The 26149-nt window shown below is 68.1% G+C and carries 25 protein-coding genes; 11 read left to right on the forward strand and 14 right to left on the reverse strand.

What is annotated here, in order from left to right; genetic code table 11:
• The first annotated feature begins 191 nt into the window (after positions 1-191).
• Positions 192-1406: a hypothetical protein gene (locus L2Z93_RS03415; RefSeq protein ID WP_128111796.1), complete on the forward strand. Its 1215-nt coding sequence runs from the start codon at positions 192-194 to the stop codon at positions 1404-1406.
• A gap of 121 nt (positions 1407-1527) precedes the next feature.
• Here L2Z93_RS03415 and L2Z93_RS03420 read toward each other — a convergent pair whose 3' ends face one another.
• From L2Z93_RS03420 to L2Z93_RS03450, 7 genes are all read right to left on the reverse strand, one after another.
• On the reverse strand, positions 1528-2118 hold the full coding sequence (locus L2Z93_RS03420; RefSeq protein ID WP_090589341.1) for a DUF1707 SHOCT-like domain-containing protein: 591 nt from the start codon (positions 2116-2118) through the stop codon (positions 1528-1530).
• A gap of 71 nt (positions 2119-2189) precedes the next feature.
• The gene (locus tag L2Z93_RS03425; RefSeq protein ID WP_090589139.1) at positions 2190-2978 is read right to left on the reverse strand and encodes an enoyl-CoA hydratase family protein; all 789 of its coding nucleotides are present in this window, start codon (positions 2976-2978) and stop codon (positions 2190-2192) included.
• Complete coding sequence (locus tag L2Z93_RS03430; protein ID WP_090589140.1) at positions 2978-4144, reverse strand: acyl-CoA dehydrogenase family protein; 1167 nt, start codon at positions 4142-4144, stop codon at positions 2978-2980. The genes L2Z93_RS03425 and L2Z93_RS03430 overlap by 1 nt, the downstream gene beginning before the upstream one ends.
• A 28-nt stretch (positions 4145-4172) precedes the next feature.
• A complete protein-coding gene (locus tag L2Z93_RS03435; protein WP_090589141.1) occupies positions 4173-6161 on the reverse strand; it encodes an acetyl/propionyl/methylcrotonyl-CoA carboxylase subunit alpha in 1989 nt (662 codons plus the stop codon).
• Positions 6162-6169: 8 nt separating this feature from the next.
• Positions 6170-7765, reverse strand: coding sequence for an acyl-CoA carboxylase subunit beta (locus tag L2Z93_RS03440; RefSeq protein WP_090589142.1), 1596 nt, complete (start codon positions 7763-7765; stop codon positions 6170-6172).
• A gap of 28 nt (positions 7766-7793) precedes the next feature.
• Positions 7794-8942, reverse strand: a complete 1149-nt coding sequence (locus tag L2Z93_RS03445) for an acyl-CoA dehydrogenase family protein (protein ID WP_090589143.1) — start codon at positions 8940-8942, stop codon at positions 7794-7796.
• Positions 8939-10633 (reverse strand): acyclic terpene utilization AtuA family protein, encoded by a 1695-nt coding sequence (locus tag L2Z93_RS03450; RefSeq protein ID WP_090589342.1) that lies wholly within the window; start codon positions 10631-10633, stop codon positions 8939-8941. Before L2Z93_RS03450 ends, L2Z93_RS03445 begins: the two co-directional genes overlap by 4 nt.
• Before the next feature lie 212 nt (positions 10634-10845).
• Between L2Z93_RS03450 and rpmF the strand changes: the two genes are divergently transcribed.
• The 7 genes from rpmF (at position 10846) to L2Z93_RS03485 (ending at position 17487) form a co-directional block, all read left to right on the forward strand.
• Entirely contained in the window at positions 10846-11019 is a 174-nt protein-coding gene (gene rpmF / locus L2Z93_RS03455) for a 50S ribosomal protein L32 (protein WP_090589144.1), read from the forward strand.
• A 74-nt stretch (positions 11020-11093) separates the two neighbouring features.
• Positions 11094-11780 carry a response regulator transcription factor gene (locus L2Z93_RS03460; protein ID WP_090589145.1) on the forward strand — a complete coding sequence of 229 codons (687 nt, stop codon included), beginning with the start codon at positions 11094-11096 and terminating at the stop codon, positions 11778-11780.
• A gap of 80 nt (positions 11781-11860) precedes the next feature.
• Positions 11861-13360 (forward strand): HAMP domain-containing sensor histidine kinase, encoded by a 1500-nt coding sequence (locus L2Z93_RS03465; RefSeq protein ID WP_090589146.1) that lies wholly within the window; start codon positions 11861-11863, stop codon positions 13358-13360.
• 50 nt (positions 13361-13410) lie between these two features.
• Complete coding sequence (locus tag L2Z93_RS03470) at positions 13411-14790, forward strand: S1C family serine protease (RefSeq protein ID WP_090589343.1); 1380 nt, start codon at positions 13411-13413, stop codon at positions 14788-14790.
• Complete coding sequence (locus tag L2Z93_RS03475) at positions 14787-15338, forward strand: MogA/MoaB family molybdenum cofactor biosynthesis protein (RefSeq protein ID WP_090589147.1); 552 nt, start codon at positions 14787-14789, stop codon at positions 15336-15338. Before L2Z93_RS03470 ends, L2Z93_RS03475 begins: the two co-directional genes overlap by 4 nt.
• Positions 15339-16026: 688 nt before the next feature.
• Positions 16027-16683: a porin MspA gene (locus L2Z93_RS03480; protein WP_090589344.1), complete on the forward strand. Its 657-nt coding sequence runs from the start codon at positions 16027-16029 to the stop codon at positions 16681-16683.
• Between the two features lie 150 nt (positions 16684-16833).
• Positions 16834-17487, forward strand: coding sequence for a porin MspA (locus L2Z93_RS03485; protein WP_090589148.1), 654 nt, complete (start codon positions 16834-16836; stop codon positions 17485-17487).
• Between the two features lie 20 nt (positions 17488-17507).
• On the opposite strand, the gene L2Z93_RS03490 is transcribed toward L2Z93_RS03485, so the two are convergent.
• From L2Z93_RS03490 to L2Z93_RS03510, 5 genes are all read right to left on the reverse strand, one after another.
• The gene (locus L2Z93_RS03490) at positions 17508-19826 is read right to left on the reverse strand and encodes a SulP family inorganic anion transporter (protein WP_090589149.1); all 2319 of its coding nucleotides are present in this window, start codon (positions 19824-19826) and stop codon (positions 17508-17510) included.
• Positions 19827-19844: 18 nt separating this feature from the next.
• Positions 19845-21011, reverse strand: coding sequence for a sensor histidine kinase (locus L2Z93_RS03495; protein ID WP_164886118.1), 1167 nt, complete (start codon positions 21009-21011; stop codon positions 19845-19847).
• Complete coding sequence (locus L2Z93_RS03500; protein WP_090589151.1) at positions 21011-21745, reverse strand: response regulator transcription factor; 735 nt, start codon at positions 21743-21745, stop codon at positions 21011-21013. The genes L2Z93_RS03495 and L2Z93_RS03500 overlap by 1 nt, the downstream gene beginning before the upstream one ends.
• 70 nt (positions 21746-21815) lie before the next feature.
• Positions 21816-22256, reverse strand: coding sequence for a large-conductance mechanosensitive channel protein MscL (mscL, locus tag L2Z93_RS03505; protein ID WP_090589152.1), 441 nt, complete (start codon positions 22254-22256; stop codon positions 21816-21818).
• Positions 22257-22375: 119 nt separating this feature from the next.
• Entirely contained in the window at positions 22376-23032 is a 657-nt protein-coding gene (locus L2Z93_RS03510) for an SAF domain-containing protein (RefSeq protein ID WP_090589153.1), read from the reverse strand.
• A gap of 178 nt (positions 23033-23210) precedes the next feature.
• On the opposite strand from L2Z93_RS03510, the gene L2Z93_RS03515 reads away from it, so the two are divergent.
• On the forward strand, positions 23211-23549 hold the full coding sequence (locus L2Z93_RS03515) for a hypothetical protein (protein ID WP_128111799.1): 339 nt from the start codon (positions 23211-23213) through the stop codon (positions 23547-23549).
• Between the two features lie 19 nt (positions 23550-23568).
• Here the strand turns inward: L2Z93_RS03515 and L2Z93_RS03520 are convergent, their stop codons facing one another.
• Entirely contained in the window at positions 23569-23886 is a 318-nt protein-coding gene (locus L2Z93_RS03520; RefSeq protein WP_090589155.1) for an FmdB family zinc ribbon protein, read from the reverse strand.
• 194 nt (positions 23887-24080) lie between these two features.
• On the opposite strand from L2Z93_RS03520, the gene L2Z93_RS03525 reads away from it, so the two are divergent.
• Positions 24081-24422 (forward strand): hypothetical protein, encoded by a 342-nt coding sequence (locus tag L2Z93_RS03525; RefSeq protein WP_090589156.1) that lies wholly within the window; start codon positions 24081-24083, stop codon positions 24420-24422.
• Between the two features lie 52 nt (positions 24423-24474).
• On the opposite strand, the gene L2Z93_RS03530 is transcribed toward L2Z93_RS03525, so the two are convergent.
• A complete protein-coding gene (locus L2Z93_RS03530; RefSeq protein WP_090589157.1) occupies positions 24475-25071 on the reverse strand; it encodes a 5-formyltetrahydrofolate cyclo-ligase in 597 nt (198 codons plus the stop codon).
• A gap of 85 nt (positions 25072-25156) precedes the next feature.
• Here L2Z93_RS03530 and L2Z93_RS03535 point away from each other — a divergent pair, with 85 nt between their 5' ends.
• Positions 25157-26122, forward strand: a complete 966-nt coding sequence (locus L2Z93_RS03535) for a UTP--glucose-1-phosphate uridylyltransferase (protein ID WP_090589158.1) — start codon at positions 25157-25159, stop codon at positions 26120-26122.
• Positions 26123-26149 lie beyond the last annotated feature (27 nt).

Genomic DNA, 26149 nt, shown 5'->3' on the forward strand with positions numbered 1-26149 from the left:
CCCTGAACGGTCGATGACAGGTGTCGAGCCGAACCCTAATGACCTGCCGTGGCAGGAGGGGGTTGTTGATCAAACCGAGGTGTTGATTGCGTGATGTCGGTCTCGGTACCTAAGATTGTCTCAGGTTGATCTCAGCGGATTCGCAGCCATTTGGGTGCGGGTCGGGGGACATAAAATGGGGGGATATCCCGATGGCGATGAAACGTACCTTGACCAGCGGTGTTGCCGCTGTTGGCGCGGCGGGTCTGGTTGCTGCTGGCACAGCGCTGACCCAGACGCCGAACTCCGATGCCGTCGTGCCGATGGCCAGTGTGTCGGCCGACTACCAGCTGACGGGCATTCAGGACATCGATCCGCTGCAGGCGCTGACCATCTTCTCCACGTTCGGTTCTCACAGCGGGCAGTACACCGATCCCGATTCGATGCCCTACGACGACAGGCTGAATTGGGACGTGTTCAAGGGCGCGGACGGTGAGATCTACACCACGCGCAACAAGGCTGAAACTGTGGGTGGAGGCGTCGCAGCGGAGTACACGAACAGCGCCAGCGGTCCGTGGGGCGCGGCGTACTACTTGGTCGATCATGCCCTCGGAGATGTCCTCGGGAAGGATTTCGTCGTCGATGACTACTTCTTCACTACGGGTCCCAGCACCACGACGCTGAGAGCGCTCTTGTACCAGGTCGCCGAATGGACCACCGGGTCCGAGGACATCGGCCCGCTAAAGGATCTCCTCGACGTCATTGACAGTCCCATCGAGGGCTTGATCGGGCTCATCGGAGGCCAGACTCTGGGGGATGAGGGGACGGCGCTCTTGTGGGAGGGCCTGACCAATCCCATCATGTTGGTGGTTGGGCTTCTCACCGATCAATTGGGCAGTGGAGGACTGGGAGACATCCTGGGCGGCGGAGGTCTGTTCGGAGGCCTTCTGGGTGGCGACGAGAGTGAGGAGCCTGCACCTGCCGGCGCGCGGTTTGTCCATCAGGAGACCACTGTGGTCCAACAGCAGGAGGCCGGAACGTTCACGGCCGCCGTTGTTCAGGACAACGAAACGACTAAGGGTCTCACCGATACCAAGGACGACCAGAAGAAGTCTGCTCCGCTCGCCAAGCTGCGAGACGAACTATCAAGCAAGTCGAAGTTTGCTGAGAAGCTGATCGGCGCCGACAAGGACAGCAGCCTTAGCAAGCGGATGGTTGAACTTGGCAAGATCGGGGACCAGCTGTCCGAAGGCAACGTCGTCGGCGCCGCCGAAGAAAGCGGCAAGTTCGTGACCAAGAGGGTCGAGCGTCTCGGCAAGGACATCAGGAACGGCATCGACAAGGTCGCCACCGCAGTAAAGAACCTCGCCGGTGGTCGCGACAACGGCAGCGACAGCGGGGATACGAAGAAGAAGCCCGCTGAATAGCAGTAGTTCAACGCAGTCCCACGAAACCGGGACAACGCCTAAGTGCGTTGTCCCGGTTTTGTATTCGTGGCGACGGCGCGGCAGGGCTGAGGCCCAATCGCTGAAGGCACGTTGACGGCTCTTAATCAGCCGGAATGGCCAGCGGCCTGCGCTTCTTGCGCTTGATGTGAATCCCGCCCCACAGCGCGAAGCAGCGCACCGTCACGACCGGGGCGCCCGAGGCGCCGGAACCGCTGGCGGCGTCCTCGATATTGCCCATCAGCTTGGTGCCCTCGACCACGACGTTGATCTCCGGCGGGGCCAGGATAGACTGAATGCCCATGATCGAGTACGCCTTGATCTCCACTTCCGAGGAGGTGAAATCGGCGTAGCGCAGATCCACCACCCCGTTGCCCCACAGCGCGATCAGTGTCAGCTTGCGCGGGACGTTCCAGCGCCCGCGGCGCTCGAAGCTGCTCAGGATCCCCAACACCAACGATTTGGGCAGCGCCCGGCAGGCGCCGCGCGGGGTGGTGGCGATGCCGGGTAGGTCCGAGGCCAACCGATCCAGCTCGTGATACGTCTTCGCCGAGTAGGCGCGGGCCAGCCGCGACTCGTACTCATTGAGGTCCAACCGGCCCTGGGCGGCGGCGTCGGTCAGCAACTGCGCGACCTGGATCCGGTCGGTGTTGTCCGCGCGCGACAACGCGTCCCTGGGAGCTGGAGAAGACATCACCATCGAGCCTACGACGAACCGGCCGCAACCTCCTAGTCAGCATCGATAGGTGAGGCCGGGTCGTGACCTCAATCCGCCGGAGCAGCCCAACTGGGCGGGCGCTTCTGCAGAAACGCCAGCATCCCCTCGTGCGCTTCGGCGGTGGTGAACAACCGCGCCGAAGTGGCGGCCAGCGCCTCGGCGTCGCGGTCGAAGCTGGCCAGGATCGCCGCCGTCGTGAGCTTCTTGGACTCCGCCAATCCCTGCGGAGAACCCTTGCTCAGATCGGCCACCAGGTCGATCAGCGCGGAGTCCAAATCCTCGCCGGTCTCGGCGGCCAGGGTGATCAACCCGATCTCCTGGGCCGTCGCGGCGGTGAACGTCTCCCCGGTCAGGAAGTACCGCCCGGCCGACCGTGCGGTCATTTTCGGCAGCAGCGTCAGCGAGATGATCGCCGGCGCCACCCCGATCCGCGCCTCGGTCAGCGCGAACGTCGACCGCGGACCGGCCAGCACCAGATCGCACGCGCCGACCAGACCCATCCCACCGGCGCGCACGTGCCCGTCGATCACCCCGATCACCGGTAACGGGCACGCCACCAGCGCCCGCAGCAGCCCGGCCATCTCCAGGGCGCGGGCGGAGGCCATCTCCTCCGGCGAGCCGCCGGAGGCCTCCGACAGATCCGCTCCGGCGCAGAAGGTGCCGCCGGTGTGGGACAGCACCACCAGCCGCACGTCCGGGTCGGCGACGGCGTCGCGCAGCCCCTGGTGCAATTCGGCCACCAGACGGGTGGACAGCGCATTGCGGTTGTGCGGGGAGTTCAGCGTCAGCCGCGCCGCCCGGCCCTCGACGCGGTACTCGACGAGTGGATCCGACATCAGTACGACCGGGGCAGACCCAGCGAGGTCTGAGCGACGAAGTTAAGGATCATCTCGCGGCTGACCGGCGCGATTCGCGCCAGCCGGGACGCGGTCAGCACCGAGGCGATGCCGTACTCCTTGGTCAGGCCGTTGCCACCGAGGCTCTGCACGGCCTGGTCCACCGCCCGCACCGACGCCTCACCGGCGGCGTACTTCGCCATGTTCGCCGCCTCGGCGGCGCCCCAGTCATTGCCCGCGTCGTACAGCGTGGCGGCCTTCTGCATCATCAGCTTGGCCATCTCGATCTCGACGTGGATGGCGGCCAGTGGATGCGACAGGCCCTGATGCGAGCCGATCGGCGTCTTCCACACCTGTCGGGTCTTCATGTAGTCCGCCGCCTTGCCGATCGCGAAACGGCCCATGCCGACCGCGCTGGCCGAACCCATGATCCGCTCCGGGTTCAACCCGGCGAACAGCTGCGCGATCGCGGCGTCCTCGGCGCCCACCAGCGCGTCGGCCGGCAACCGCACATCGTCGAAGAACAACTGGAACTGCGACTCCGGGCTGACGATCTCCATGTCGATCTTGGTCCAGCTCATACCGGGGGTGTCGATGGGGACGACGAACAGCGCGGGCTTGAGGTTCCCGGTCTTGGCTTCCTCGGTGCGCCCCACCACCAGAATCGCCTGCGCCTGATCGACGCCGGAGATGAACACCTTCTGGCCGTTGAGGATCCAGTCGCTGCCGTCGCGGCGCGCGGTGGTGGTGATCTTGTGCGAGTTGGAGCCGGCGTCGGGCTCGGTGATGGCGAACGCCATGGTGATCGAGCCGTCGGCGATGCCGGGAATCCAGCGCTTCTTCTGATCGTCGGTGCCGAACTTCGAGATGATGGTGCCGTTGATGGCGGGGGAGACCACCATCATCAGCAGCGCGCAGCCGGCCGCCGACATTTCTTCCATCACCATGGCCAGCTCGTACATGCCGGCGCCGCCGCCGCCGTACTCCTCGGGCAGGTTCACCCCGATGAAGCCCAGCTTGCCGGCTTCGTTCCACAGTTCGGTGGTGTGCTCGCCCGCGCGGGCCTTCTCCAGGTAGTACTCGGGGCCGAAGCTGGCGGCGAAGTCCGCGACCGCCTTGCGCAATTCGCGGCGGTCTTCGCTCTCGATGAATCCGGTGTCGGTCATGGGCTGTGCTCCTCGGTTGGGGTTCGGGTCAGTTGTCTGCGGGGTCGGCGACGAGCGCCAGAACGGCGCCGACGTCGACCTGCTGTCCTGCGGTCACATTGAGTTCGGCCAGCACACCGTCGTTCGGCGCGGACAGGGTGTGCTCCATCTTCATCGCCTCCAGCCACAGCAGCGGCTGCCCGGCGGTGACGGTGTCGCCGACCTCGGCGCCGACGCGGATCACCAGGCCGGGCATCGGGGCGACCAGTGAACCCTTGGCCAGCTGCGAACCGGGTTCGACGAACCTGGGCACGCGAGCGAACTCCACACCGCCGCATGGTGAGTCGACGAACACCGCGTCGCCGTGGCGGGCCACGTCATAACTCGTCTCGCGGGCCCCGTCGGCCAACACCACCCGGTCCGGGGTCGAGGACACCACCCGCAGGTCCTCGTCATCGGGCAACACGATCTCGGTGCGGGTGTAGCGGTAGGCCACCGTGATGTCCTCGGCGTCCTCGTCGACGCCGGCCAAGCGGAAGGCCTTGCGCTGGTCGGTGGAGACCACGTTGCGCCACCCGGCCCGGATCCCGGGCACCGCCCTGGCGGTCGCGCGGTTGTGCTCGACTTCGGCGATGGTGGCGGCCACCGCCGCGGCCCGGATCACCCGGTCGTCGGTCAGCGGCGACGCCAGCCCGGCCAGTCCGTGCGTGTCGAAGAACGCGGTGTCGGTCGCGCCGGCGATGAACGCCGGGTGGCGCAGCACGTTCACCAGCAGGTCGCGGTTGGTCCGCACGCCATGCAGTCGGGTGCGTGCCAGCGCGTCGGCCAGCAGCGCCGCCGCCGCCCGGCGGGTGGGGGCATACGAGATGACCTTGGCCAGCATCGGGTCGTAGTGGATGGAGACCTCGGAGCCACTGACGATGCCGGTGTCCAGCCGCACCTCGGTGCGGCCGGTGTTCTCGAACTCCGTTGTGGCCGTGGGGACCTGGAAGTCCAGCACGGACCCAGCCTGCGGCTGCCAGTTGCGGGACGGGTCCTCGGCGTAGAGCCGCGCTTCGATGGAGTGACCGCGCGCGGCCGGCGGCTCGGCCGGCAGTGCGGCGCCCTCGGCGACCTGGAGCTGCAGTTCCACCAGATCCAGCCCAGTGGTGGCCTCGGTGACCGGATGCTCCACCTGCAGGCGGGTGTTCATCTCCAGGAAGAAGAAGTCGCCGTTGTCGTCGGCGAGGAATTCCACGGTGCCCGCGCCGGTGTAGCCGATGGCGGCCGCCGCCAACCGGGCGGCGGTGAACAACCGCTCCCGCATTCCGTCGACGCGTTGCACCAGCGGCGCGGGTGCTTCCTCGATGATCTTCTGGTGCCGACGCTGGATGGAGCATTCTCGTTCTCCGACGGCCCAGACGGTGCCGTGCGCGTCGGCCATCACCTGCACCTCAATGTGGTGCCCGGTGGGCAGGTAGCGCTCGCAGAACACCGTCGGGTCCCCGAACGCGGAGGCGGCCTCCCGGCCGGCGGCGGCCACCTCGTCGGCCAGCGCGGCCAACTCGGTGACCACCCGCATGCCGCGGCCGCCGCCGCCGGCGGAGGCCTTCACCAGCACCGGCAGTTCCGCGTCGGTGACGCCTGCCGGGTCGAGTTCGGCGAGCACCGGAACCCCGGCCTCGGCCATCATCTTCTTGGATTCGATCTTGGAGCCCATCGCGGTCACCGCGGCGACCGGCGGGCCGATCCACACCAAGCCCGCGGCCTGCACGGCGCCCGCGAAATCGGCGTTCTCGGAAAGGAATCCGTAGCCGGGGTGGATGGCGTCCGCGCCGGAGGCCTGGGCGGCGGCCAGGATGGCGTCGATGTCCAGGTACCCGCGAACGTCATCGAGCCGGACCCGGGTGTCGGCCTCGGCGACGTGCGGAGCGCCTGCGTCGGGGTCGGTGTACACCGCGACGGTGCCGATGCCGAGCTTTCGGCAGGTGTGGAACACCCGGCGGGCGATCTCGCCGCGGTTGGCGACCAGGACCTTGGTGATGGGGGTGTGCGTCATGTCCCTACTCACATCCGGAAGACGCCGAAGTTCGACGTCCCCTCGATCTTGTTGTTGGCGATGGCGGACAGGCACATCCCGAGCACCGTGCGGGTGTCGCGGGGGTCGATGACGCCGTCGTCGTAGAGCCGTCCGGACAGGAACATCGGCACCGACTCGGCTTCGATCTGCGCTTCGACCATGGCGGCCAGCGCGGCGGCGCCGTCCTCGTCGAAGGCCTGTCCGCGGGATTCGGCGGCGGCCCGGCTGACGATGGTCAGCACACCGGCCAGCTGCGCGCCGCCCATCACCGCCGACTTGGCCGACGGCCAGGCGAACAGGAACCGCGGGTCGTAGGCCCGGCCGCACATGCCGTAGTGCCCGGCCCCGTAGGACGCCCCGATCAGCATCGAGATGTGCGGGACCTTCGAGTTGGAGACGGCGTTGATCATCATCGAGCCGTGCTTGATCATCCCGCCTTCCTCGTACTCGCGGCCCACCATGTAGCCGGTGGTGTTGTGCAGGAACAGCAGTGGCGTGTTGGAGCGGTTGGCCAGCTGGATGAACTGGGTGGCCTTCTGGGACTCCTCGGAGAACAGCACGCCGCGGGCGTTGGCCAGAATCCCCAGCGGGTAGCCGTGCACGTTGGCCCAGCCGGTGACCAGCGAGCTGCCGTAGACCGGCTTGAACTCGTCGAAGTCCGAATCGTCGACCACGCGGGCGATCACCTCGCGGGGATCGAATGGGATCTTCAGATCCGCCGGCACGATCCCGATCAATTCCTCTGCGCTGTACCGTGGTTCGGCATACGGCTGGGGCGCGGGCCCCTGCTTCTGCCAGTTCAGCCGCTTGACGATGTTTCGCCCGATCCGGATGGCGTCGAGTTCGTCGACGGCCAGGTAATCGGCCAGGCCGGAGATGCGGGCGTGCATCTCGGCGCCGCCGAGGGACTCATCGTCGGACTCCTCCCCGGTGGCCATCTTCACCAGCGGCGGGCCGGCAAGGAACACCTTGGAGCGTTCCTTGATCATCACCACGTAGTCGCTCATCCCGGGGATGTAGGCGCCACCGGCGGTGGAGTTGCCGAAAACCAGTGACACCGTGGGGATTCCGGCCGCCGACGCCTGCGTCAGATTCTTGAACATCGCGCCACCCGGGATGAAGATCTCCTTCTGGGTGGGCAGGTCGGCGCCGCCGGACTCCACCAGCGAGATCACCGGCAGCCGGTTCTGCATCGCGATGTCGTTGACCCGCATGGATTTGCGCAGCGTCCACGGGTTGGAGGCGCCGCCCTTGACGGTTGGGTCATTGGCGACGATGAGGCACTCCACGCCCTCGATCACGCCGATTCCGGTGACGATGGACGCGCCAACCAGGAAGTCCGAGCCGTAGCCGGCCAGCGAGCACAGCTCCAGGAACGGCGAATCCTCGTCGATGAGGGCCTCGACGCGTTCCCGCGCGGTCATCTTGCCGCGCTTGCGGTGCCGGTCCACGTACTTCTCGCCGCCACCGGCCAGCGCCTTGCCGAGTTCGACGTCCAGGTCGGCGAGTTTGGACTCGGCGGCCGCAGCTGCGTCCCGGTAGGCCTCCGAGGAGGTGTCCAGGGTGGATTTGAGGGTGGTCATCTTGCCTTCCGATGAATTCGGGTGCTGATCAGCTCTGGTAGCCGCGGACCTTGGCGGCCAGTCCGGTGAGGATTTCGGTGGTGCCGCCGCCGATGCCGATGATGCGCATGTCCCGGAACTGTCGCTCCACCTCGGATTCGCGCATGTAACCCATGCCGCCGAAGAGCTGGACGGCCTGATTGGCCACCCATTCGCCGGCCTCCACCGCGGTGTTCTTGGCGAAGCAGACCTCGGCGATCAGATCGGTCTCGCCGGCGAGTTGGCGCTCCACCACGTTGCGGGAGTACACCCGGGCCACGTCGATCCGGCGGTCCATCTCGGTCAGCGTGTTCTGCACGGCCTGTCGGGAGATCAGCGGCCGGCCGAAGGTTTCCCGGTCCCGGCACCACGCCAGGGTGAGTTCCAGGCAGCGCTGCGCGCTCGAATACGCCTGCGCGGCAAGGCCGATGCGTTCGGAGACGAACGCCGCGGCGATCTGGAAGAAGCCGCTGTTCTCGGCCCCGACCAGGTTGGTCACCGGCACCCGCACGTCGGTGTAGGACAGCTCGGCGGTGTCACTGGAGAGCCAGCCCATCTTGTCCAGCTTGCGGGTGACCTCGAAGCCGGGCGTGCCCTTCTCCATCACGATGAGCGACACCCCTCCCGCGCCGGGCCCGCCGGTGCGCGCGGCGGTGACGACGTAATCCCCGCGCACCGCCGAGGTGATGAACGTCTTGGCCCCGTTGAGCACGTAATGGTCGCCGTCGCGGTCGGCGCGGGTCGTCAGATGCCCCACATCGGAGCCGCCGCCGGGTTCGGTGATGGCCAGCGACCCGATCAGTTCGCCGCGCAATGTGGGGGCCGCGAAGCGCTCGATGAGGTCCTGGTTGCCCGAGGCGATGATGTGCGGGACGGAGATTCCGCAGGTGAACAGCGAGGCGAAAACCCCACCGGGAACACCACTTTCGTGCATCGCCTCGCAGACCACCACAGCATCGGCGCTGTCACCGCCGCTGCCGCCGACCGATTCGGGGAACTGCACGCCCAGCAGGCCGAGCTCACCGGCCTTGCGGGACAGCTCACGCGGCAGTTCGCCGCTTTTCTCCCAGGCTTCGACGTGCGGCAGGATCTCGCTTTCGGCGAAGTCTCGGACGGTGGCGCGCAACGCCAGTCGCTCGGGGGTGTTCCAGATGCTCACGGGATGAGTTCCTCCGGGATCTCGAGATAGCGGGCGCGCAGCCATTCGGCCAGGCCCTTGGCCTGCGGATCGAAGCGGGCGTTGTAGGAGACGCCCTGGCCGAGAATGTCTTCGATGACGAAGTTGACTGCCCGCAGGTTGGGCAGCAGGTGCCGGGTGACGTCGAGATCGGCTGTCTCCGGCAGCAATTCGCGCAGCCTATCCACGGTCAGGGTGTGCGCGAGCCAGCGCCACTGCGCGTCGGTGCGCACCCACAGGCCGATATTGGCGGACCCGCCTTTGTCGCCGCTGCGGCCGCCGGCGATCAGCCCGAGGGGCACGCGGCGGGTGCGAGCCAGGGTGTCGGCCGGCAGTGGTTCCGGCAGGGCCGGATCTTCGGCGGGGGCCAGCGGGAGAGTTTCGGTGGCCGGCGGAATGTTCACCCGGGCGCCGTCGGCGTGTACGGCGACGTGCGGGACCTCGGCGGCGTCGACGTAGCCGGCGGTGTAGACCCCGTAGACCTGGCCGTCCCCGGGGGGCGCGGTCACATTGAAGCCCGGGTAGCTGGCGAGCGCGAGTTCGATGCCGGCGGCGGTGAACGCGCGGCCGACCTTGGCCGGGTCGGCGTCGCGGGCCACGCAGTGCAGCAGCGCACTGGCGGTCTCCTCGGTCTCGGCGTCGACGTGGTCGGTGCGGGCCAGCGTCCACTCCAGTTCGGCGGGCCGCACTGTGATCGCGGCCTCCAGCTGACGCTGCAGCAAAGCGGCCTTGGCCTCGATGTCCAGACCGGTCAGCACGAAGGTCACTGAATTGCGGAACCCGCCGATGGCGTTCAGCGACACCTTGAGCGTTGGCGGGGGGGCCTCGCCCACCGGGCCGCTGATCAGCACCCGGTCCGGGCCGTCGTCGCTCAAGGAGATGCTGTCCACGCGGGCGGTGACATCGGGGTTCGCGTAGCGGGCCCCGGTGATCTCGTAGAGCAACTGCGCGGTGACGGTGTCGACGCTGACAAGCCCACCGGTGCCGTCGTGCTTGGTGATCACCGAGGAGCCGTCGTCGCGGATCTCGGCGATGGGGAAGCCGGGGTGCAGCAGATCCGGGACCTCGCGGAAGAACGCGAAGTTGCCGCCGGTGGCCTGGGTGCCGCATTCGATGACGTGCCCGGCGAGCACCGCGCCGGCCAACCGGTCATAGTCGGTCGGCGACCAGCCGAAGGTGGCGGCAGCCGGCCCGACGATCACCGAGGCGTCGGTGACTCGGCCGGTGACCACCACCTCGGCGCCGTTGTTGAGGCAGTCCACGATTCCCCAGGCGCCCAGATAGGCGTTGGCGGTCAGCGGGGCGCCCAGGCCGAGGTCGGCGGCCCTGGGCAGCAGGTCGTCGCCCTCGACGTGGGCGACGTTGACGTCCAGGCCCAACTTCGATGTGAGCTCACGGATCGCGGTGGCCAGCCCGGCCGGGTTGAGCCCCCCGGCGTTGGCGACGATGCGCACGCCCTTGTCCTGGGCCAGGCCGAGGCAGTCCTCCAGTTGGCGCAGGAACGTCTTGGCGTATCCGCGGGCGGGGTCCTTCATCCGGTCCCGGCCCAGGATCAGCATGGTCAGCTCGGCGAGGTAGTCGCCGGTGAGAAAGTCCAGCTCACCGCCGGTGAGCATCTCCCGCATGGCGGCCAGTCGATCGCCGTAGAAACCCGAACAGTTCCCGATACGCACCGCAGCGGTCACGCAAGCTCCCGTCGTCAGAAGGCCAACCGCCACGAACCTACCAACCGACCGGTTAATTGGGAACGCCGGTACCGGGTAGCGTTTCGCGCGGGCCGCGTTTTGGCGGACGCCGTGCCCACCGGTTATTCTTTTCGACAACTGTCGCCGTTGGCGTGCGTTCATCCCGCCCGACGGATTCACCGATCAAGGAGTTGCACGTCATGGCTGTGCCCAAGCGCCGGATGTCTCGCGCGAACACCCGTTCCCGTCGCGCGCAGTGGAAGGCCGAGGCCCCTGGCCTGGTCACCGTGACCGTCGCCGGCCGCCAGCACAAGGTGCCGCGCCGGTTGCAGAAGGCCGTCCGCCTCGGCCTGATTGACCTCGACAAGCGCTGACGCTCCCCTGACCTGTGGGAGTTCCCGGCGCGCCTCTCAGTGCGCTCTCAGGTCGTGCGATAACACTGGTCGCCGTGCGAATTCTTGTCGTTGACGACGACCGAGCGGTCCGTGAGTCCCTACGTCGATCCCTGTCCTTCAACGGCTATTCGGTCTCGCTGGCCGAAGACGGCCAGGAGGCGCTGGAGGCCATCACCGCGGAGCGGCCCGACGCCGTCGTGCTGGATGTGATGATGCCCCGGCTGGACGGCCTCGAGGTCTGCCGCCGACTCCGCAGCACCGGTGACGATCTGCCGATCCTGGTGCTGACCGCGCGGGATTCGGTGTCCGAGCGGGTCGCCGGCCTGGACGCCGGCGCCGACGACTATCTGCCCAAGCCCTTCGCGCTGGAAGAACTTCTGGCGCGGATGCGGGCGCTGCTGCGGCGCACCACCGCCACCGACACCGGCGACAACGCCGCGATGTCCTTCGGCGATCTGACTCTGGACCCGGTGACCCGCGAGGTCACCCGCGGGGAGCGCCAGATCAGCCTGACCCGCACCGAGTTCGCGCTGCTGGAGATGCTGATCGCGAACCCGCGCCGGGTGCTGACCCGGAGCCGCATCCTGGAGGAGGTGTGGGGCTTCGATTTCCCCACGTCGGGAAATGCGTTGGAGGTCTACGTCGGCTATCTTCGCCGGAAGACCGAAGCGGAGGGGGAGCCGCGATTGATTCACACGGTGCGCGGGGTGGGTTACGTGCTGCGTGAAACTCCGCCGTGAGCCCGCGGCTGCCGTGGCGGCGCGCCGAGCGTGAACAGGGCCCGCCCGCCGCTGCGTCGCTCTCATTGCGCTGGCGGGTGATGGCGCTGGCCATGTCGATGGTCGTCATGGCCTTCGTGCTGATCAGCCTGGCGGTTTACGCCGTGGTCGGCGCCGCGCTTTCCGACGACGTCAACGATCAGTTGCTCAGTCGGGCCCAATTGCTGATCGCGAGTGGGTCGTTGGCCGCCGATCCCGGCAAGGCCATCGAGGGCACCGCCTACTCCGACGTGAACGCCATGCTGATCAACCCCGGTCGTTCGGTCTACTCCACCAACCAGGAGGGTCAGACCCTGCCGATCGGGGAGCAGGAGAAGCGGGTCATCACCGGCGAGCTGTTCATGTCCCGGCGCACCGCCGGGAACCAGCGGGTGCTGGCGATCCATCTCAGCAACGGCAGCACGCTGCTGATCTCCAAGAGCCTCGCGCCCACCCAGGCGGTGATGAACCGGCTGCGCTGGGTGCTGCTCGGCGTGGGCGGCGTCGGGCTGGTGATCGCCGCCATCGCCGGTGGCGCGGTGACCCGAACCGGTCTCAAACCAGTCGGCCGGTTGACCCGGGCCGCCGAACGGGTCGCCCGCACCGACGACCTGCGCCCGATCCCGGTGTACGGCACCGACGAGCTGGCGCGGCTGACCTCGTCGTTCAACATGATGTTGCGCGCGCTGGCGGAGTCCCGGGAACGCCAGGCCCGGTTGGTCGCCGACGCCGGCCACGAACTGAAGACGCCGCTGACCTCGTTGCGCACCAATGTCGAGCTGCTGATGGCCGCTCACGCGCCCGGAGCCCCGCAGATCGCCGAATCCGACCTCGTCGAGCTGCGCGCGGACGTGATCGCCCAGATCGAGGAACTCTCCACCCTGGTCGGAGACCTGGTCGATCTCGCCCGCGACGACGCCGGCGGAGTGGTCAACGACACCGTCGACGTGCCGGAGCTGATCGACCGTTGCCTGGAGCGGATCCGCCGCCGCCGCAACGACGTCGAATTCGACGTCTCGGTCATTCCGTGGCAGATGTTCGGCGACTCCGCCGGGTTGTCCCGCGCGGTGCTGAACCTGCTGGACAACGCCGCCAAATGGAGCCCGCCCGGCGGGCGGGTCACCGTGGATCTGCACCGCTACGACGCGGCCAACGCCGAACTGGTGGTCGCCGACCGGGGCCCGGGCATTCCCGCGGACGAACGACGGCTGGTGTTCGAGCGGTTCTACCGATCGGACGCCGCGCGCGCGATGCCCGGCTCCGGCCTGGGCCTGGCGATCGTCAAACAGGTGGTGCTCAAACACGGCGGCGCGTTGCGCGTCGCCGAGACCTCGCCCGGCGCGAACGCGCCCGGCACCTCCTTCTACGTGCTGCTGCCCGGTGAGCCGGGCCTGCCGCCTGCGGAGGTCGACGAGTTCGACGTCGACCGCGACACGGTGATCTCGGCTACTGATGAGTGGATCGGGAACGCCCACAATGAGAAGCACGTTGAATCAGTGGCAAAACCACCGGGCGCGCCGAACGTCATCTCAGTCGACTCTAAGCAGTCGTCGGCAGATTGATCGGCAACGCCACACACGCGCTGCGCGCAGAGGATCGGGAGACCAGGACGATGACCCACGACCCGCGGTATTCCGCGCCCCAGACCCGCACCGGCGCGTCACCGATATACAACACCGGCGCGCACCAGCAGCCGGGCTACACCACGGGCGCCCAACAGCAGCCCGGCTACCAGACCGGCGCGCACCAGCGCCCCGGCTACGACTGGCGCTACGCCACCCAGCAGCCCGGTCAGCACACGCAACAGAGCGCGGCCTATGACCCGTACCGGCGTCAGCCCACACCCGCGCCGGCCCAGCCCGCGCCGAAGTCGCGCCGCGGCCGCACCGCCGGGCTGTGGGCCGGCGCGCTGGCCATCGCGATGGTTTCGGCCGGCATCGGCGGCGGCGTCGCCGTGCTGGCGACCCCGGACCAGGCCACCTCCATCAGCAACGCGGTGGCGCCGGATTCCCCGGGCGCGACGGAGACCCCGACGCAGCCCGCGGTGAGCCTGCCGGTCGGGTCCCGAGAGCAGGTCGCCGCCAAGGTGGTGCCCTCGGTGGTCAAGCTGCAGTCCAACTACGGCCGGGCCGAAGGGGAGGGGTCGGGTGTCATCCTGACCGCCGACGGCCTGATCCTCACCAACAACCACGTGGTCGCCGGCGACGGCGGCGCGGCCACCAGCGGTGATCCGGAACGGACGGTGGCCTTCGCCGACGGCCGCACCGCTCCCTTCACCATCGTGGGCGCCGACCCGGCCAGTGACATCGCGGTGGTCCGCGCCGACGGGGTCACCGACCTCACGCCGATCACCATCGGCCGTTCCGCCGACCTGCGGGTTGGTCAGGACGTGGTGGCCGTCGGTTCGCCGCTGGGCCTGGAGGGCACCGTGACCACCGGAATCGTCAGCGCGCTGAATCGCCCGGTGGCCGCCTCCGGGGACGCCAATAACCAGAACACCGTGCTCGACGCGATTCAGACCGACGCCGCGATCAACCCGGGTAACTCCGGTGGCGCGCTGGTCAACATGAATGGCGAGCTGGTCGGCATCAACTCGGCGATCGCCACCCTGGGCGCGTCTTCCCAGCAGGGCCAGGGTGGTTCGATCGGTCTGGGCTTCGCGATCCCGGTGGACCAGGCAAAGCGCATCGCCGACGAACTGATCGCCACCGGCAAGGCCACCCACGCCTCGCTGGGTGTGCAGGTCAGCCACGACCGCGCGGTCAGTGGCGCCAAGGTCATGGAAGTGGTCGCCGGCGGCGCCGCGGACAAGGCCGGCCTGCCGGCCGGGGTGATCATCACCAAGCTCGACGACCGCACCATCACCACTTCGGACGCGCTGGTGGCGGCGGTGCGCTCCCGGGCGCCCGGGGACGAGGTCACACTGACCTACTCCGAACCGGGTGGCCAGCCGCAGACCCTGAAGGTCACTCTCGGGCAGACGCAGAAATGACCACGCTGGGCAATGTGACGACCGTGTCGGTGGACCCATATACGGTGGCACCCATGGAACAGCCCACGAGCGTTGTCGGACGGGCCCTGGTGGTCGTCGTCGACGACCGCACCGCCCATGGCGAAGAAGACCACAGCGGCCCCTTGGTCACCGAACTGCTCACCGAAGCCGGGTTCGTCGTCGACGGTGTGCTGGTGGTCTCCGCGGACGAGGTGGAGATCCGCAATGCCCTCAACACCGCGGTGATCGGCGGTGTCGATCTGGTGGTGTCGGTCGGCGGCACCGGTGTCACGCCGCGTGATGTCACCCCGGAGGCCACCAGCGAACTGCTGGATCTGGAGTTGCTGGGCATCGCCGAGGCGCTGCGCGCCTCCGGCTTGGCGGCCGGCATCCACGATGCGGCGTTGTCCCGCGGGCTGGCCGGGATTTCCGGTTCGACGCTGGTGGTGAACCTGCCCGGTTCGCGGCCGGCGGTGCGGGACGGGATGGCGACGCTCAACCCGCTCGCCGCCGCGGTGATCGTCCAGCTGTCGACGCTCGAGATCTGAACGCTCGGTGAAACCGGCGGGACACGGATATGTCGGTTTACGCATGTGAAAGCGCTGAACACAGCCCGGCGTACGGTGTCCGAAGGATTCCTGTCCTGACCCAGAATCCCGCAGCAGATGTGATCTTGATCACATTTAGGATGGGTGTGTGATGGGTGGCTCCCGGCCGGATCCGGCGCTAGTTAACAAGATCTTCGGCTCCGACAGTCCCCGCGAATCCTCCGATGAGCGTGATGCGGACGCGTCCAGGCAGCGATCGGACCGTGATCAATGGATCCAGGACAACCGGCCGCCGCACCATAACTGATCAGTAACCAGTGTTTCTGCTGGGACTGTGCTGGAGATTTGCTCACCAACATTTTTCCGACGACTCGCGCGACGCGACCGGCCGTGGGCGCACCCAGGTCGGACACTTCGCCGTGGTGGCGGCGACTCCTCACCACGGTCAGCAAACTTCTCGGCACGGCAGACATAAGTTGTGATTTGTCCCGTACGCGTTGCCGGGTCGAATGGCCCCCGTTATGTTCCTTTCGACATCGACGATGAGGTCAAGTACGAGCGTCCCATCGGGAATCGCCAAAAGGCCGCTCAGGTGCGGTGAGTGCGTCAATATTGACCCCACTCACACACCACCCACCGACCGGTGAGCCACATCCGGATCACCGCCGACAGACGGAGCGAACGCGAGATGAAGGTGCTAGCGCGGATTTTCCTCACGATGGCGCTGGCCATCGGCGCGTTGTTTGTGGGTACGGGCACGGCCTCGGCGGGTTTGGACAACTCCAACACCCTCGTCGACGGCAAGGGCCGGACCATGGTGATTGAGCAGTGGGACACCTTCCTCAACGGTGTGTTCCCGCTGGACCGCAACCGGCTGACCCGTGAGTGGTTCCACTCCGGTCGCGCGGTGTTCGACGTCCAGGGCGAGGGCGCCGAGGACTTCGAGGGTGTGCTGGAACTGGGTTACCAGGTCGGCTTCCCCTGGTCACTCGGTGTGGGCATCAACTTCAGCTACACCACCCCGAACATCGCGTTCGACGGCTGGGGAGTTAATCCCGATGAGGACGGCGTTATCACCGGCACCGGGCTGGCGAACAGCATTGTGACCCCCCCGTTGCTTCCCGGTGTGTCGATCTCGGCTGACCTGGGCAACGGCCCGGGCATCCAGGAGGTCGCCACCTTCTCCGTCGACATCGCCGGCCCGCACGGCGCGGTGGCCGTCTCCAACGCGCACGGCACGGTGACCGGCGCCGCCGGCGGTGTGCTGCTGCGCCCATTCGCCCGTCTCATCTCCAACGATGGTGACTCGGTGACCACCTACGGCGAGCCCTGGAACATGAACTGATCTCTCACGTCAAAGAGCGGCGGCGGTGTCGAATTCGACACCGCCGCCGCTCTTTTGTGAATGACCTGAAGATCCCATTCTCCGCCGAGCCAGGGCAGTGAAGGTAGGTTAGCCTGCGTTGACGGGCCGCTCACGCATGGAGAAGGATGGATGAGCCTCGCGCGGATTTTCCTCACGATGGCGCTGGCCATCGGCGCGTTGTTTGTGGGTACGGGCACGGCCTCGGCGGGTTTGGACAACTCCAACACCCTCGTCGACGGCAAGGGCCGGACCATGGTGATTGAGCAGTGGGACACCTTCCTCAACGGTGTGTTCCCGCTGGACCGCAACCGGCTGACCCGTGAGTGGTTCCACTCCGGTCGCGCGGTGTTCGACGTCCAGGGCGAGGGCGCTGAGGACTTCGAGGGTGTGCTGGAACTGGGTTACCAGGTCGGCTTCCCCTGGTCACTCGGTGTGGGCATCAACTTCTCCTACACCACCCCGAACATCGCGTTCGACGGCTGGGGAGTTGATCCCGATGAGGACGGCGTTATCACCGGCACCGGGCTGGCGAACAGCATTGTGACCCCCCCGTTGCTTCCCGGTGTGTCGATCTCGGCTGACCTGGGCAACGGCCCCGGCATCCAGGAGATCGCCACCTTCTCCGTCGATATCGCCGGCCCGCACGGCGCGGTGGCCGTCTCCAACGCGCACGGCACGGTGACCGGCGCCGCCGGCGGTGTGCTGCTTCGTCCGTACGCCCGTCTCATCTCCAACGATGGTGACTCGGTGACCACCTACGGCGAGCCCTGGAACATGAACTGATCTCGCTCTGTGTGTCCCGACTAGCGCGCGCCCTGGGAGATCAGCTCGCCGTTGAGCGCGGCGGACGCGAGCGCGACATCGTCACGGTCTGCCTGCGTCGATGGATCGATGATGTCGTCGGTGGTGATCTGCAGCACCCGCCCGGTCGGAATGTCGAAGAACAACCCGAGAACGTCGCGGCCGGCCCCGCCGTCGTTGACGGCGCGGTGGGTGCGCAGCGTGTGCGCCTGCAGCGCCACATTCACCATGGCCAGCTGGTCGATGATGCCGAAGCCCCGGGCTGCCGCGGCCTGCGCAACAGGGTGCCCGGCCAGCAGCGCGTCCCGAGAGGGCTTGGCGTACTCGATCCAGTCCATCACCGCCGATGCGCCGCCGCCGCCGGTGTGCTCGCCGCCGCCGTGCCAAAGCGCGTGCATCGCGCCGCAGCCGGAGTGCCCGCACACGATCAGGGTGTCGACACCCAACTCGCCGATCGCGAACTCCAGGGCCGCCTCCACCGACGGGTCGGAGCCCTCCCGTGGCACGAGGTTGCCGACATTGCGGATGGTGAACAGGTCACCGGGGCCGGTGCCGGTGATGAGGTTCGGCACCACCCGGGAATCCGCGCAGGTCAGGAAGACGGCGTGCGGGTCCTGGCCGCCGCTGAGCTTGTCCAGGTGCGGCCGCAAGGCGGAGGCGTGCTTGCGGTGGTAGCGGTCGATGCCGGACAACACCAGATCCGTGCCGCTTTTCCCGTCCCCGTTGCACTGCTTGGCGTTGTCGGCCAGCGGCGCCAGCTCACGCGCCAGCGCGACATTGGTGTGCCGGCGTGGGGGAGCGGTGGCCGCGGCTTCCAGCACCGCCGCGCCGAGCTCGTCGACGTGCACCACACCGCCGCCGGCCTGGTACTGCCGCCGCCAGTCGTTGATGACCTCGAACGCGGCGTGGTCGATGAAGTCGACGGTGATCTCCACGTTGACCTCGGCGCCCGGCGGGATGGAGGCCAGGGTCCGGGTGAGCCGCGGCAGCGAAAGGAAGCTCGCCGCGCCTTCGACGACGACCTGCCAGCGCCCGTCACCGAGCTCCTCGGCCTGCACCGAGGCGCGCACCGCACGCCACACCACCAGCGCGATCGCGACCAGCAGGCCCAGCGCCACGCCTTCGAGCAGGTTGATGAAGAGCACGCCCGCGACGGTCACCAGGTAGACCACCAGGTCACCGGTCTTGTGGGCGAGCCGAACGTGGGCCATCTTGACCAGCTGAATGCCGATCACGATGAGCAACCCGGCCAGTGCGGCACGCGGAATCTGCTGGATCCCGGTGCCGAAGAAGGTCGCGAACACCAGCACCCAGATGCCGTGCATGATCGTGGAGGCGCGGCTCTTCGCGCCGGCGGTGACGTTGGTGGCGCTGCGGACGATGACGCCGGTCACCGGGAGTCCGCCGAGCATGCCGGACACCGTGTTCGCGGCGCCCTGGCCGATCATCTCCCGGTTGAGGTCCGATCGGGGGCCGTCGTGCATCTTGTCCACGGCCACCGCCGACAGCAGGGACTCCACGCTGGCGATCATGGCGATGGTCAGCACGCCACCGATGAAGGCCAGCCACATTCCGGACTCCGGCAGGGTCGGCAAGCCGATGGCGTCGAACAACGAGCCGCTCATATCGAGGCGCTCCACCGACAGCGGCGCGATCAGGGACAGCACGGTGGCCAGCAGGATGGCGACCAGGGCGCCGGGGATCTTCCGCAGCCGTTCCGGGGTGTACTTCCAGAGCAGCATGACCGCGATGACGATCACGCCGACCAGCACGTCGGCGGGATGCAGGTTGGCGATCGCCGAGGGCAGACTCACCAGGTTGTCCCAGACCCCGGCTGCGGAGGTTCCGCCCAGCACCACGTGCAGCTGCTGGATGGCGATGGTCAGACCGATACCGGCCAGCATCGCGTGCACGACGATCGGGGAGATCGCCAGCGCGACGGTGGCGACCCGGCTCATGCCGATGATGACCTGCAGGATCCCGGCTCCGACGGTGATCGCCGCGGTGGTGGTCCAGCCGAAGGTGTTGATCATCTGGGCCACAACCACGGTCAGGCCGGCGGCCGGGCCGCTGGCCAGCAACGGTGACCCGCCCAGCGCGCCGGCGACAATGCCGCCGACGATGGCGGCGATCAGGCCGGCCATCAGCGGCGCGCCGGAGGCGACCGCGATGCCCAGTGACAGCGGCAGGGCGACGAGGAACACCACGATGGAGGCGGGGAGATCGTGGCGGATCAGGACATCCCGGATGTAGCCGCGGGTGTCGGTGGACGCGGAATCGGCGGGTGGCGCGGCAGGCGGCGCGGAGGAGGTGATGCTCACCCCTCCACTGTCCGGAGGCTATGTGGCGAGATTCCCGGTCAAATCATGACGATTCTGTGACACCGGAAGCTCGACTGTGAACGTGGCGCCCTGCCCGGCTCCGGGTGATGCGGCGCGGATCCAGCCGCGGTGCGCTTCCACCATGGCCTTGGCGATCGCCAGGCCGATACCGCTTCCGCCGGCGTCGCGGTCGCGGGCGGTGTCGGTGCGGTAGAACCGCTCGAAAATGTGCGGCAGGTGTTCGGCGGCAATGCCTTCTCCATCATCAGAGACCGCGATGGTGGCGGTGAGATTCCGCTTGTCGCGCCCGGCCGACAGGATCACCGTTCCGCCGGGCCCGTTGTGGCGCAGCGCGTTCTGCAGCAGATTGACCAGCACCTGAACCATGCGTTGGGTGTCGACGCAGACCGTCACTCCGGGCGGCGCGGGCGTGACGATCAGGCTCACTCCCTTGTCGTCGAATGCCAGCCGCACCGCGCGTTCGGCCTGGGACAGCAGATCGGCCACTTCGATCAGCTCCGGTTCCAGTCTCAGCTGGCCCTCTTCCGCCGCGGAGATGGCGTTGATGTCCTCGGTCAGCCGGGCCAGCCGGGCGGTTTGCACCCGCAGCAGTTCGACGGTTTCCTCGTTGGGCTCGACGATCCCGTCTTGGATGGCCTCCAGGTGCCCGTCCAGGATGGTCAACGGGGTGCGTGCCTCGTGGGCGAGGTCGGCGAGCAGCCGCCGCCGGTTGGCTTCGATGGTGTCCAGCCGCCGCCCCATCCGGCCCAGCGCGATGGCCAGCGAATCCAGTTCGGGCCCCAGCCCCGGGCTCACCGATGGCGTCCGGTAGCGGCCGTCGGCGATGGCTGTGGCGGTGTTGGCCAGCCGGCGGGTGGAGCGGGCGATACGCCGAGAGATGAACGCGCTGACCATGAGGGAGGCGAAGAAGGCCACCGCCAGGCCCATCGACAGCGCCACCAGGTTCGCCCCGGCGAACGCCTCCTGGGCGTGCTGGGCAATCGCCTTGGTCATCGGATCGTTGTGCTGGTGCAGCTCGGACCAGAACAACCGCGGTCCGGCAATGGTGGCGATGATCCAGGTCACCACCGAGGTGACGACCTCGACCGTCATCATCGCGATGGTCAGCCGCATGGTGAGGCCGATCCGCGAGGTGCCGCGCAACCACCGATGAACTCTGCCCATCATCCGGCGCCCATGCGGTAGCCGACGCCCCGCACGGTGATGATGTAGCGCGGGTCACCGGCGTGGTCGCGGAGCTTGCGGCGCAGCCGACCGACGTGCACGTCCACCAGACGCTCCTCGCCGAACCAGTCCTCGCCCCACACCAGGTCGACCAGTTGGCGGCGGCTGAGCACCAGGTTGGGCCGGTTGGCCAGCGCGGCCAGGATGTGGAACTCGGTGGGGGTGAGTTCGACCGGAGCGCCGTCGAGGGTGACCGTCCAGGCGTCGGAGTCGATGGTGATGGCGCCGATGCTGATCGGCGCGGAGCTGGCGCCGGGGGATTCGCCGGGTGTGGGCAGCGAGCGGGGCCGGCGCAGCATCACCTTGATCCGGGCCACCAGCTCCCGCATGCTGAACGGTTTGGTCAGGTAGTCGTCGGCGCCCACCGAGAGTCCGACCAGCTTGTCCACCTCGTCGCCGCGGGCGGTCAGCATGATCACGTAACAGTCGGAGAAACGCCGCAGTTCCCGGCACAGTTCGATGCCATCGAGCCCGGGCAGACCCAGGTCGAGAATCACGACCTCCGGGTCGAATTCCCGCACCGCCGCCAACCCGGACAGCCCGTCCCAGGCTTCGCGAACGGTGAAGCCGTCGCGTTCCAGGTACTCGCGGATCACCTTGGTCAGTGATCGTTCATCATCGATCACCAGCGCCCGATAGGCGGCCGGTGTCGGCGGGGTCTGCGCGGTGGTCACCGTATCGAGAGTAACGACGACGATGGCCTCCGGCGTTGAACGCCGAAGGCCACCGTCGGGCAAGCGTGGGTTACTCGGGCGCCCCGTGCCGCGGTCCGGCGGGCGACGCCGGGCCGGCCGGACGGGCGGCCGGGGCCTGCTGCGTCTGGAGCAGGTCGCGGATCTCGGTCAGCAGCGTCAGTTCGGTGTCGGACGCGTCGACGGCCTCATCTTCCTTCTTCAGCTTCTTGAACGGCACTACGATCAGGAAGTAGATGACCGCGGCGACCAGCAGGAAGTTGATGATCGCGGTCAGTACGACGTTCAAGTCGATGTACTGGTCGCCACCGAGCGCGATCCGCAGGACGCCGTAGTCGGCGTCCGGGCCGGCCCCGATGCGGTTGATCAGTGGTTCGAGCACCTGCTCGGTGAACGCGGTGACGACCTGCGTGAACGCGGCGCCGACGACGACCGCGACAGCGAGGTCGATCACGTTGCCCCGGGCGATGAACTCCTTGAAGCCCTTCAACATCTTCGGTGCCTTTCTGCGGCGGGTGTTGTTTCAGCGTGACAGATTATCCGCCATATCGCTTGCCAGCGAACGCTGCTCGGATTGCCGCTGATTCGTTGCCGGATTGCCGTCAATTCGCGTCAGCGCAGCGTCACGGTGATGGCTTCCGTCAGCGCGACGGCGGCGACGCGTTGAGCGGCGGTAGCCGGAAGCGCGACCAGCAAAATGCGGCCATCTGCCGGACCGTTCCGCGGCGGGGGAATCAGCACCACCAATGCGTCGGATGCCAATAGCTGGGCATTCTCACTGTCCTCGCCTGCGGCCAGCACGTCCACCAGATCGCCGACACGCAGCACGTCGACGACGGCGGGATCGGCCAGTCGGATGGGCGCCACCCGGAGCGTCGGATCGTCGCCGGTCTCTGTCAGCCGGGAACCGAGCACCCGCAGGTCGGTGAGGATCTCGCCGCGCCGGATGCCGACCGCGGGGGTGGCGTTCAGCACCCCTGCCGGATCGGAGAGTGCGCCGTCAGGCACGGTGGCGGTCGGCCGCGATTGCACCCGGACATCGCCGGCTGCCAGCGGAACGCCCGGCGGCAGGTCCCTGGTCGCGATCAATACCGGGGCCGGGGCGAGGCCGGGGTCCGGGCGCAGCGCGGCGACCAGGGCCAGGACCGCCAGGCCCGCCGCGGCGCTGCGGCGGGCCGCGATGCGGTGTGCCCAGTCCGGGGCCAAAAGCGCCCGGATCCGGTCGAGTGTCGACGGGTTCAGCGTTGAGAGCTGCGGCACATCGGGCATGGTGAGACGGTAGGAAACCGCAGCTCACAGCGGTATTCAGGTTGCCCTCAGGCTGTGTACAAGCTGCCAGGACGCCCACAGGTGGCTTCGGTGGATGGCGGCCGCCTGGCTCGCGGATCTAGCGTCATCTCACCCCCGGAAATACCGGGTGACCTGTCGAAATGAGGAGGTGGGCGCCGTGAACGCACACCATCGGATCGCCTGCGCCTTCGGCGCTCTCTCCGTGGGCGTCAGCGCTTGGGTGCTGGGCGCGCCGGCCGCTGTCGCCGCTCCCGCGCCGCTGCCCGCCGGCTACACCGACAACGAACACGGCGGCGTGGACGGCCAAGGCTGGGATAACGATTCCCCGACCGCCCCCGAGGTCCGCAGTCACAAGGGCGATTCCGACTTCGACGCGCGAACGACCCAGAACCTGGTCCGACACGGATTGTTCTCGCACCCGGGCGACATGGCGCTGCCGCACACCAAGGGTTCCACCGAGGCTGGCGTGATCTGCAAGGACGGCGCTTGCCCGTAGCTGTCGCCGGACGGGCCCTTCAGCTGCTGGCGGCGGCGGGCGCCTTGGCAGGCGAGGAGTCGCTCTTCTTGGACTCGCTTTTGGCCGATTCGCTCTTGCTGGACGACTCGCCGCCCGACTTCTCCGACTTGGCGGCCGTCGACCCGGTGTTGGAGCCCGCGGTGCGGCTGTCGTTGCGGTAGAAGCCACTGCCCTTGAACACCACGCCCACCGAGCCGAACAACTTGCGCAACTTGCCGTCGCACTTGGCGCAGGTGGTCAGCGCATCGTCGGTGAAGGCCTGCACCGCGTCGAAGCGGTCGTCGCAGTTGGTGCACGCGTAGCTGTAGGTGGGCACGGTTACCTCCGGATTCAAAGCTGTTAGCACTCTACCGTTCTAAGTGCCAAAACCGCTATGTGGGCTTGGTCATTCCCGCAGGTGCCGGGGAATGACCGTTCGGGGTCCTGTGTTTCCCTTCACGATGGCTTTTGGCCCTGCGATTCGACCGATGCGCTGATACGATTTCGGAGCAGCTTCTCAAGGAGGACACCATGACCGCACGTACGTTCGCCCGCAAGGCCATGACCTGGGGCATTGTCGGTCTTGGCGCGCTCGCCGCCGCGACCCTCACCTCCGGTGTGGCCAGCGCCGATATCAACGAGCAGGCGCCCAGCCCCGCGGTGCAGAGCCGACAGGCCAGCACCTCGGACTACGTCGGCGTCCGCAACAGTGACTACGGGGTGGCTCGCGGCCAGTCCGAGACCCGCCTGGCCGACGCCGGGGTGATCGAAGCCCAGGGCGAGGTGCGCGACTCCACGAAGGCGGTGCCGGGCAGCCGGGCAACCGGATTCGGCGGCGCCTACCCGGTCGGCCCGGGCCAGGGCGACTGGTGATCCGTTAATCAACGTCGACTCAATCCCCTCGGCTCCGGCCGGGGGGATTGCGTCATTTCAGCGGCAGGCGCAGCACTCCGCGCCCCGGCGTGGCCACCGCGCTGACGGTGATGTCGTGCGGCTCAGCCGGCACCTCGTCGAGAAACTCGTCGTCGCGCACCACGGCGATCAGCTGTGCCGCCGGGTCCCGCAGCGGCAGGGACCGGTCGTAGAACCCGCCGCCGCGGCCCAGCCGCCGGCCCGCGTGATCCACCGCCAGCGCCGGGACGATCACCACCCGGGCGGTCCGCAGCTCCTCGGGCGGTGACGGCGGATCCCCGGGCTCCAACAACCCGTACCGGGCCGGGCGCAGGTCGTCGGGCCGGTAGCGCCCCCAGCGCAGCGGCGCCGGCGAGCCGTCGCCGTCGAGCGCGGTGACCGGAAGCAGCACCCGCGCGCCGGCATCGGCCAGCCGGTTCAGCAACTCGACGGACCCGGGTTCGGCCCCCACCGGCAGATACCCGGCAACCGTGTCACCGGGACGCGCGGCAATCGCGTCGAACAGCGCGGCGCCCAGTGCGGCGGCCTCGGCAGCGCGCCGCTCGCGCGGCGCCGCCCGCCGCGTCGCGAGCAGCCGGGCCCGCAGCGCCTGCTTCGCTTCGTCAACCATGGGTTGCACCCTGCCAGAGCCCGGTGGTTGGCGCCGCCCGTGGGAGAGCAAAGCCCAGCCGCCACGCACCGTCTACGCTGAACCGGTGAGTACGCCCGACACCCCGATCCCGCGCACGGCGATTGTGCCCGCCGCGGGATTGGGCACCCGGTTTCTGCCGGTCACCAAGACCGTGCCCAAGGAATTGCTGCCGGTGGTCGACACCCCCGGCATCGAACTGGTCGCCGCGGAAGCGGCAGAGGCCGGCGCGGAACGGCTGGTCATCGTCACCTCCGAGGGCAAGGACGGCGTCGTCGCGCACTTCGTCGAGGACCTGGTGCTCGAAGGCACCCTGGAAGCCCGCGGCAAGCACCGGATCCTGGAAAAGGTGCGCCGCGCCCCCGCCCTGATCAAGGTCGAGTCCGTCGTGCAGGCCGAACCGTTGGGCCTGGGCCACGCGGTGCTGTGCGTCGAACCCAAACTGGACCCCGACGAGGACGCCGTCGCCGTGCTGCTTCCCGACGACCTGGTGCTGCCCACCGGTGTGCTGGAAACCATGTCGAAGGTGCGCGCCAAGCGCGGCGGCTCGGTGCTGTGCGCCATCGAGGTGTCCCCGGACGAGATCAGCGCCTACGGCGTGTTCGACGTCGAGACGCTGCCGGACGCCGTCAACCCGAACGTGCTCAAGGTCAAGGGCATGGTGGAGAAACCACCGGCCGACCAGGCCCCGTCGCTGTACGCCGCGGCCGGCCGCTACGTGCTGGACCGGGCGATTTTCGACGCGCTGCGCCGCGTCGACACCGGCGCGGGCGGCGAAATTCAGCTGACCGACGCGGTGGAATTGTTGATCGAAGAGGGGCACCCGGTGCACGTCGTCGTGCACCGCGGTGACCGACACGACCTGGGAAATCCGGGGGGCTACCTCAAGGCTGCGGTTGACTTCGCCTTGGAACGCGACGACTACGGTCCCGAACTGCGTGAGTGGCTCACCCGCCGGTTGAACGAGCGAGGCACGAACGAGGAGCAGTCCGGCGGTGATCAGCACAGCCGGTCGGGTCTGGGGCCCAGCTAGGTAGTCTCCGGTCCGGGCAGTCGTCGA

Origin of the sequence: Mycolicibacterium brumae, from assembly GCF_025215495.1 — a bacterium.
In the GTDB taxonomy this organism is placed as follows: Bacteria; Actinomycetota; Actinomycetes; order Mycobacteriales; family Mycobacteriaceae; genus Mycobacterium; species Mycobacterium brumae.